The 7574-nt window shown below is 62.3% G+C and carries 6 protein-coding genes and 1 pseudogene; 1 reads left to right on the top strand and 6 read right to left on the bottom strand.

Annotated elements, in window-relative coordinates; translation table 11 throughout:
• Window positions 1-1536, bottom strand: a 1536-nt coding sequence (locus ABSG20_RS24775; RefSeq protein ID WP_423867132.1) for an MASE4 domain-containing protein, incomplete at its 3' end; no start/stop codon positions are given.
• Window positions 1537-1963: 427 nt separating this feature from the next.
• Window positions 1964-2464, bottom strand: coding sequence for a hypothetical protein (locus ABSG20_RS24770; RefSeq protein ID WP_423867135.1), 501 nt, complete (start codon window positions 2462-2464; stop codon window positions 1964-1966).
• Between ABSG20_RS24770 and ABSG20_RS24765 the strand changes: the two genes are divergently transcribed.
• Entirely contained in the window at window positions 2351-3319 is a 969-nt protein-coding gene (locus tag ABSG20_RS24765) for a sulfotransferase family protein (RefSeq protein ID WP_423867134.1), read from the top strand. The two genes, ABSG20_RS24770 and ABSG20_RS24765, sit on opposite strands and share 114 nt — an antisense overlap.
• 42 nt (window positions 3320-3361) lie before the next feature.
• Here the strand turns inward: ABSG20_RS24765 and ABSG20_RS24760 are convergent, their stop codons facing one another.
• The 4 genes and pseudogenes from ABSG20_RS24760 to ABSG20_RS24745 form a co-directional block, all read right to left on the bottom strand.
• Window positions 3362-3763: a hypothetical protein gene (locus ABSG20_RS24760; RefSeq protein WP_423867131.1), complete on the bottom strand. Its 402-nt coding sequence runs from the start codon at window positions 3761-3763 to the stop codon at window positions 3362-3364.
• A 64-nt stretch (window positions 3764-3827) separates the two neighbouring features.
• Window positions 3828-6893, bottom strand: coding sequence for an ATP-binding protein (locus ABSG20_RS24755; protein WP_423867133.1), 3066 nt, complete (start codon window positions 6891-6893; stop codon window positions 3828-3830).
• Between the two features lie 57 nt (window positions 6894-6950).
• Window positions 6951-7073 (bottom strand): annotated as a pseudogene (locus tag ABSG20_RS24750) (double zinc ribbon domain-containing protein); the annotation flags it as partial.
• 97 nt (window positions 7074-7170) lie between these two features.
• A partial coding sequence (locus ABSG20_RS24745) for a DUF3471 domain-containing protein (RefSeq protein WP_423867130.1) occupies window positions 7171-7574 on the bottom strand: 404 nt, incomplete at its 5' end.

The raw sequence follows: 7574 nt of genomic DNA, 5'->3' as shown, positions 1-7574 counted from the left end.
GAGCTTCTCGATGTCCAGGATGTCGTTGATGAGCCGCACCAGCCGCTGGCAATTGCCATGGGCGATGCTGATCAGACGACGGGCGGAATCGCCGAGTTCTCCCGCCGCGCCGCCGGCCAGCAGCCCGAGCGAGCCCATGATCGAGGTCATGGGCGTGCGCAGTTCGTGACTGACCGTGGCAACGAATTCGCCTTTCAAACGCTCGTCGCGTTTGCGGTCGGTGATGTCACGCACGAATACCACAAACATTCGCCGTTCGGTCTGCATGTCGACCAGTTCGAAGTCCACGGGAAAGGCTGCGCCGTTGGAGCGGTAGGCCACGCGCTCGCGCACCCCTGCCTTTTCGGCCACCATGACGGGAAGCAGGACCGCCATGCCGGTTTCGCCGTGGCCGCCGAGATCTATGAATTTGCCGATATCAAAGCGCGCAACGTCCGCGATCTCGACACCAAACATCGTGCCTGCGGCGGGGTTGAGGGTTTCGATGCTGCCGTCCTCGTTCAGGGTGATGATGCCGATCAAGGCGGAGTTGAACACCGCGCGCTGGCGCGTCAGCGCCTGCTTGACCGCTTCATTCGCGGCCTGCTGCTCGATCAACGACGTATCGGACAGGCGCCGCCGCAGCGCTGCCTCGTGGCGCAGGTTCTGCTGCTCGGCCGCCAACAAATGGGTGAGCCGGGCATACATTTTCGCCGTTTCAACCTGCATCATCATCAGGACGAAGGTTGCGGCCGACAGGCCGAACAGACGGCCGGCATAGAAACCGACATCGTACCGCGCGCCGCTGAACACCGCAGTGAGTGCGACCTCGCACAGCCATGCGAACAGCACGACCATGAGCCAGAGGTCGAGCACCGAGTGCGGCCGCCGTCGCCAGAGCACCAGCAGGGCCGTGGCACAAATCATCCAGAGAGCAGTGACGACGATGTTCTTTTCGCTCGTATAGACCTGGTTCTGGAACATTGGCGGCAGCAGCGCCGAACCGATTGTAGCAAGCAGCACCAGCGCCACCACCGCCAGCAGGACAATGCCGACGCCACAAAGAATTGCCGGGCCGCTCGAATTCCTCGACGGCTCGATTTCGCGTTGGGCCCGGTCGTCATCTTTCACCAGGGCAAAGACGATCACAACGAGCGGAAAACCAGCGTGCCAAAACAAATAAAGCCATACAGTGGTCTGCGGTCCGGAGCCCGGCAGTATCCCAGCCTCTGAAAACAGGCCGGGAACGGATAGCGCGAACGGAATGATCACGAGGGCAGTGAACAGATAGCCGCAGCCAAGCACCAGCAACGCACGCGAGCGGGTAATATTGAATTGCGCGAACAGCAAGCCCGCGGTCAATAGATCGACGATGGCCACCGCGGTCAGGTGGGATGGAATCAACGCAGGGATGCTACCCAGCGGATGCTTGGCAAACGGTACGATGATGGCGAACATCGCGGCCAGCAGAAGCACGGTCGGGATCGCGAGCCGCCGATCGGCCCGTCCGGCACAAGCGGTCGACAACCACGCCGGTTGCTCGTCATCGTCAGCCAATGTCCAACCGATCCCATGTCCGCTTGGGTATAGAATGCCCGGATACTGCTAGCATCGAGTTAAGCTCTAAACCCGTACAAATACCGACCTCTGGGATTTTCGAATCGATCTGCGATCCTCATCCCCGGCGATCGCGCCCGCGGCCGACGCCGGTGTGTCGCCTCCGCCGATCAGTCTGCGATTGAGATTGACCGTGGGGGAAGGCGCACTTCGACGAGGATGAGATGCCCAATACGGTCAAGGCGGCAAAGGGAGCATTGATGATCGGAGACATTCCAGCGCGATAGTTGCGACGGGATTTGGTAGCTGGCGCAAACCTTATGGGCCTGGCGCGACGCCAGTTGAAAATAAAAACCCGCGACCGATTTCCCGGCGCGGGATGTAACTTCTGCGATCATGAACATATACCGGTGATTTGCCCGACGTGTCAAATCCTTTTTTGAACGGCACCAGAACTTTGTCCGAAGCGGCGATTGAGTACCGCGCCGGCGCCCGCGGGGTCTTGAATGCCCTTGTCGGCGCGCGTAGCCTCGCCTTGAACTTCGAGTGCGGCGGCCAGGCCGGTCGACCGCGGAAAGCGCTGTGTTTCGCGGCAATGCCAGCAACTCGCGTCATCGATATCGATGACCTTTGGCGCGTCGCCGCGCGAAAGGTTCGCGCCTCTCCGAACCCGCCGCAAGATGTATACGTCGATGGATTGCGCTGTCTGGCCTCGGCGCTTGAGATCCCGGGCCGTTACGACGAGCCTGCGCTGCGTCGCCTGCAGCGCGAACTGTTTATCCGCATCCTGGCCGACCTCAGCGTGTCCCGCGATATCGCGGCCCATCCCGAGATCGCCGAGATTCCGGTCAGGCGCCCGCTCCTGATCACGGGATTCGGCCGCACCGGGAGCACTCTCCTTCACAACCTGCTCGCGCTCGATCGCCATGCGCGCGCCCCTTTATTATGGGAACTGTTGAATCCGTCGCCCCCGCCGCGTCCCGAGTCGGTGGCTTCCGATCCACGCATCGAGATCGCGCAGCGGCGGCTGGACGCATTTACGGCGTCTGATCCGTTGATCCGGAAAATTCATCCGATGGCAGCCCGCGCGCCTGACGAGTGTCATTGGATGATGCGGCACTCCGCACTCATGCCGATGCTCTATCAGGTGCCTGAATATTGGCAATGGCTGAAGCAGCTCGACAATGGCGAACTCAAGGATCTCTATTCGCATTACCGGCTGCAGATCCAGCATCTACAGCTCTGGATTCGGCGCGATTTCTGGGTGAGCAAGGCCTCAACCCATCTGCATTTCATGCCCGTGCTGTTTGACGTCTTTCCCGACGCGAATGTAGTCAGGCTGCACCGTCATCCGTGCCACGCTGTACCATCCATGTGCAGTCTCGTATCCGGTTATCGCCGGCTGTTTGCGCCGCGGGTGGACTATCGCGAGGTCGCGGCCACGCTGCTTGACATATTCATCGACCACATGAACCGGTCTATCGCAGCGCCGGCGAGCAAGGCGGACCATATCACCGACATTCGCTTTGAAGATCTCGTCGCAGACCCGATCAGGACGGTGCGCAGCATCTACCGGCGCTTCGGTTATCCGTATTGCGCGAATTTCGATCAGGAGATGACGCGTTATCTCGATCGCGAGCGAGCCGCCGCAAGGCCGCCGCACGCCTATACGCTCGAGCAATTCGGCCTTTCAAAGAGCCTGGTTATCGATCGTTCGGCGGACTATCTCACATGGGTGCAGGCGCGCTGCGGAGAGTTCGCCGACGCCGCCCGCGCGACGTGACGAACTCCGGCCACGCATCCATTTCCGGGAAGTGCCGCCGGTTCAGGATCCGTAAGGCGGTTCGTTCTTCAACGGATGGTCGTCGTCAGGATAGCGGCTCTTGATCAGCATGGTGATGCCGCCGCGCGATGTTCGGGTATCCGGCGCCTGCCAGATCGAAAGCTCATAGTCATAGCCGGGCGCCCAGGCGAATGTGATCGGCGTCGGCGGGTTCGTTCCCAGCGCGTGATGGATCATCGCACGGATTGCTTCCTGCATGCCCACGGGTATCTGTCGCAAGATTTTCATCCAGTCCGCGTGCAGCGCCATCTTCTGGTGCACCACAACACCCTGGGCAAGTTCTTGACCTTCACGAAACGCCGGCCGATTGGGCACCAGCTTGGCAATGTTGTCCCTCGAAAATGCAGTGTTGAGAGTACCCAGCGCCGTTTGAAGATGGGGCATCCACAATCTCCACTCAAATGATTACAGCGAATTCGTCACAACGTAAGAGTGGCACCTCTCCGGACTACGCGCAACTCCCATTATTCCGGACCTTCGCGTGCATCGCATCTTTTGAAGGGGTCTGGCCGGCACTTTGCTCGATGCGGGTCGCGACCTCGTCCAGCAGCGCGCCATAGAGCCTGGCACCGGTCTCCTCCATCAAGGTTCGGGCCCTCGCCAGTTCGGAGCGGGCCCGCTCGGCTTGATCGGCCTGCTGCAGCACGTCCGCATAAACGATACGGCCAAGACACTCCGGAACGCGTGCCGCCCGCGCCGTCGCCACCTCGATGGCCTCGACGGCAACGCGCCCTGCGCTCTCAAGATCATGGTTGAGACGATGAGCATTGGCGAGGTCGGCAAGGATCCGCGCTTCAGCCTCCAGCCCGGCTTTGAGCGACCGCGCAAAGCGCAACGCCTTGTCGAGATTGTCGACGGCATGGCCGAATCGGCCGGCAACCAGATGCGCAACCCCGCGGCAGGCCAGCGCGTTGACGCGGACATAGGGGCTGCCAGTTTCAGTCGCCATCGTCATGGCGCGCTCGGCGTGAAAATCGGCGAGCTCGCTGTCCTTCATCGCCCACGCCAGGTCGACATAGGCTACGCTGACGAGATGAAGCGTCATGTCGCCGGGATCGATGTCGGTCTGCAGCAAACGGTCAAGATAGGGCCTTGCTTCGTCGAAGCGGCCGAGTTGGACCAGAATCTGTCCGCGCATCACGGTCAGCCAGCGCTCGACGTCGAAATTGAAGAGCTGACGCTCGAACTCGCCGATCGCGTCAGCGCTGCCGGTCGCTTCGATATTTGCTTGCAGCGCCAGATCCAGATGTCCCGACAGCCGCATCGCCTGCGACAGCACGGCGGTCAGCATCACCTCCGCGCTTCGGTCCTGCATTCCGGTTGCCAGCGCAAGCGCCTCGCGCGTCCGCGAGACGTAATCGTCAGCCGAACCGCCTGCCGCAAGCGTCCGGCCATAGGCCGCATGGATCCAGGCATTGGCCCGCGAATTTCCGGACGACAGCGCCAATTGCCGCGCTTCCTCGAACCAGCGCCGCGCCTCCTCGGCCGACACGCCCTCCCGCCAGCCGAACGACAAGACCTGGATGCAGGAATGCATGCGCAGATAGTTGATGGCGTCGGATGCCGGCTGGCCGTCCAGCAATTGATGAACTTTTTTCCAGCTTCGAAGCGCCTGGCTCGCATCATGCGTGCCGATCCACAACGCGGCACGGATGAGTGCCTGAGCCGCTTCCATGGGCTCGCCGGCCTCCTCGAGATGGTAGGCCAGAAGGCTTGCGCGCTCCTCTTTGCGGTCCGTAAAATGGAGTTTCATGATCCGCGCTACGTCGGCGTGAATGCGGACGCGTCGCTCGCGTAGCAACATCCGATAGCAGACCTCCTGGACCAGCGGATGCGAGAAGGCATGGACGCCGGGGTCAAGCGTCAATTCGCGCAGCAATTCAGCACGGCGCAATCGTACAAGCGCATCGGCCAGCTCGGCCGATGGCAATGCCGTCACGGCTTCAAGAACAGTGAGGGGCACCTCGCGGCCAATCACGGCGGCATATTGCAGCACCCGGCGGGCCGGTTCATCGAGATGATCGATCCGGGCCGCCAGCAGGGCCTCGATCGTCGGGGGCAAGGGGATGGCCTTGATGCCCCCTGCGAGGCGATAGCCGCCGCGATCTCCTTCAAATTCACCGCTCTCCACCAGAGAGCGCACCAGCTCCTCGAGAAAGAACGGATTACCCTGGGCACGCTGGGTGATATTTCGCGAAATAAGCCCAAGCGAGGAATCGGGTCCGAGAAGTTCGCTCAACAGCCCCTTGGCCTCCGCCGGGCTGAGCGGCGACAGGTTGATCTGTCGATAGTGGCTTCGCTGCATCCAGGGCGCGCTGTACCCATGGCGAAAATTGAACAGCAGCATGGTCTTGGTACCGATGGTGGCGTCTACCATCACATCGATGAATTCCTCGCTCGCTGCATCGATCCAGTGCAGGTCCTCGATGAGAACGAGAGCCGGCCGCTCCTGCTGGCCGGAGCGCACGAAAAGACGGAGCAGATCGATAAGCCGCCTCTTGCGTATCGCAGGGTCGAATTGAGCCGCCGGCTGGGCCGCCGGGTCGACCAGGCCGAGAAAACCGAGCAGCAGCGGGAGCGCATCGTTGTCGACCGCCAGCGTCGACAGCACACCGGCCACCTTCTGCCGCGCCTCATCGGCCTGCATGGCAGGCTCGATGCCGAGATAGTCGCGGGCCAATTCGAGGATGGGCTGGTAGGGCGTCGCGTGGCCGTGCGCGGTCACCCGGGCTTCATAGACCCGATAGCCGCGATCGTGGCAGCGCTCGGCGAATTCGAAGCAAAGCCGGCTTTTTCCCGATCCCGCTTCACCGACGACGCCGACGGCGCGGGGCGATCCGGCCGCTGCGCTGCCAAGTTCCGCCTCAAGCAAATCGAGTTCCGCGCTTCGGCCGATGAGCGGACTGAGCGCCGTCTGGCTGCGAAAAATGACGCTGGCCGGCGCATAATGAAGGCGCTCCAGCCTGAAAATCTCGATTTCTTCCGACACGCCGCGAACCGCATGAGACCCAAGTGATGTTGTTTCCACGGAGTGTCGGGCGGCTGCGGCCGTGACGCCGGTCAGCAGGATTTCGCCCGGCGTCGCCATCTGCTCCATCCGCGACGCCAGATGGGCTGCCGATCCGGCCACGTCGTAGGTGCGATAGAGGCTGTTGACCACCGCCTGCACGATGACCTCGCCGCTGTGCATTCCGACCCTGACTTTCAGGCCGGGGTCGCCCAGCTCGGCTACGGAAGCCTGGATCGCCAGAGCCGCCGCGCAGGCGCGCACCGCGTGATCTTCGCGCGGCACCGGGGCGCCGAACAGCGCCATCACGCCATCGCCCTGCACCTTGTTGACGATGCCGTCGTAGCGCTCGACGCTCCGCCGCATGGCGTCGATTACAGGCTGGATCCGCCGCATGGCGTCTTCGGGATCGACATGGTCAATCAAGGCCGTGGAGTTGCTGATGTCGGCGAAGATGACCGTGAGCTGCTTGCGCTCGCCGCCGGCGACGCTCAGCGCCTGCAACATCTCCTCCGTCTCCGGCCGCTGCGTGGGGACGCTCAACGACGCGCTGCATTTGCCGCAGAATCGGCTGCTGGGGCCGTTGATATGGCCGCACGCCGCACAGACAATCTGGAGCCGCTTTCCGCAGCTCTCGCAGAATGCATTGGTCGCACGATTGTCGCTGCTGCAGTATCGGCAAAGCATCCGCCGGACCCTGACGCCCATGTTCGCTGACGAGAGTATAGCGGAACAGGGGATGTTTCCATGGTCAAAGCCGCACCTGGCCGAGATGCCGCGCCAGCTAGCGTTTGGCAAACGGGATCATCAGCACTTGCGGCTTAAGCACCAGCGAGGCGGAAAACGCCGTGATGGCGCCGCCGGCGTCTTTCGAAAACATGACGAGCACGGGAAATTCGGTCCCGAACGCCAGCACCTTGAACACGAACTGCAGGTCACTGAGCTGCCTCAACTCCCAGCTGGACTCGTAATAGCTGATCTGGAGGCGATTTCCGGCGCTGCTGACCACGAGGTCGCCATATCCGGGATTGCTGTACATCCCCCTGTAGTCCGAGATCGGGGCCGTCGCAGCGGCGGCAGGAGCGGCAGCGGCTTGAGCCATCTGGGCTGGAACAGGGGCTGGTGGGGCGGCCGGCAAGCTCAAGTGTCCGCCCGGACTGCATGTGGGGAGCGTGAGCCGGCCCGAGA

The organism is Bradyrhizobium sp., from assembly GCF_049512235.1.
Lineage (GTDB): Bacteria > Pseudomonadota > Alphaproteobacteria > Rhizobiales > Xanthobacteraceae > Bradyrhizobium.
This window is presented reverse-complemented; position numbering and strand designations above follow the sequence as displayed.

What these genes read in the sequence shown, in the direction of transcription:
- ABSG20_RS24770 (WP_423867135.1), bottom strand. Translation starts at nt 2,464, where the DNA reads ATGGCGATCGAGCGCGAGCAGGTTGTGAAGGAGAGTGCTCCCGGTGCG.
- ABSG20_RS24760 (WP_423867131.1), bottom strand. Translation starts at nt 3,763, where the DNA reads ATGCCCCATCTTCAAACGGCGCTGGGTACTCTCAACACTGCATTTTCG.
- ABSG20_RS24755 (WP_423867133.1), bottom strand. Translation starts at nt 6,893, where the DNA reads ATGTTGCAGGCGCTGAGCGTCGCCGGCGGCGAGCGCAAGCAGCTCACG.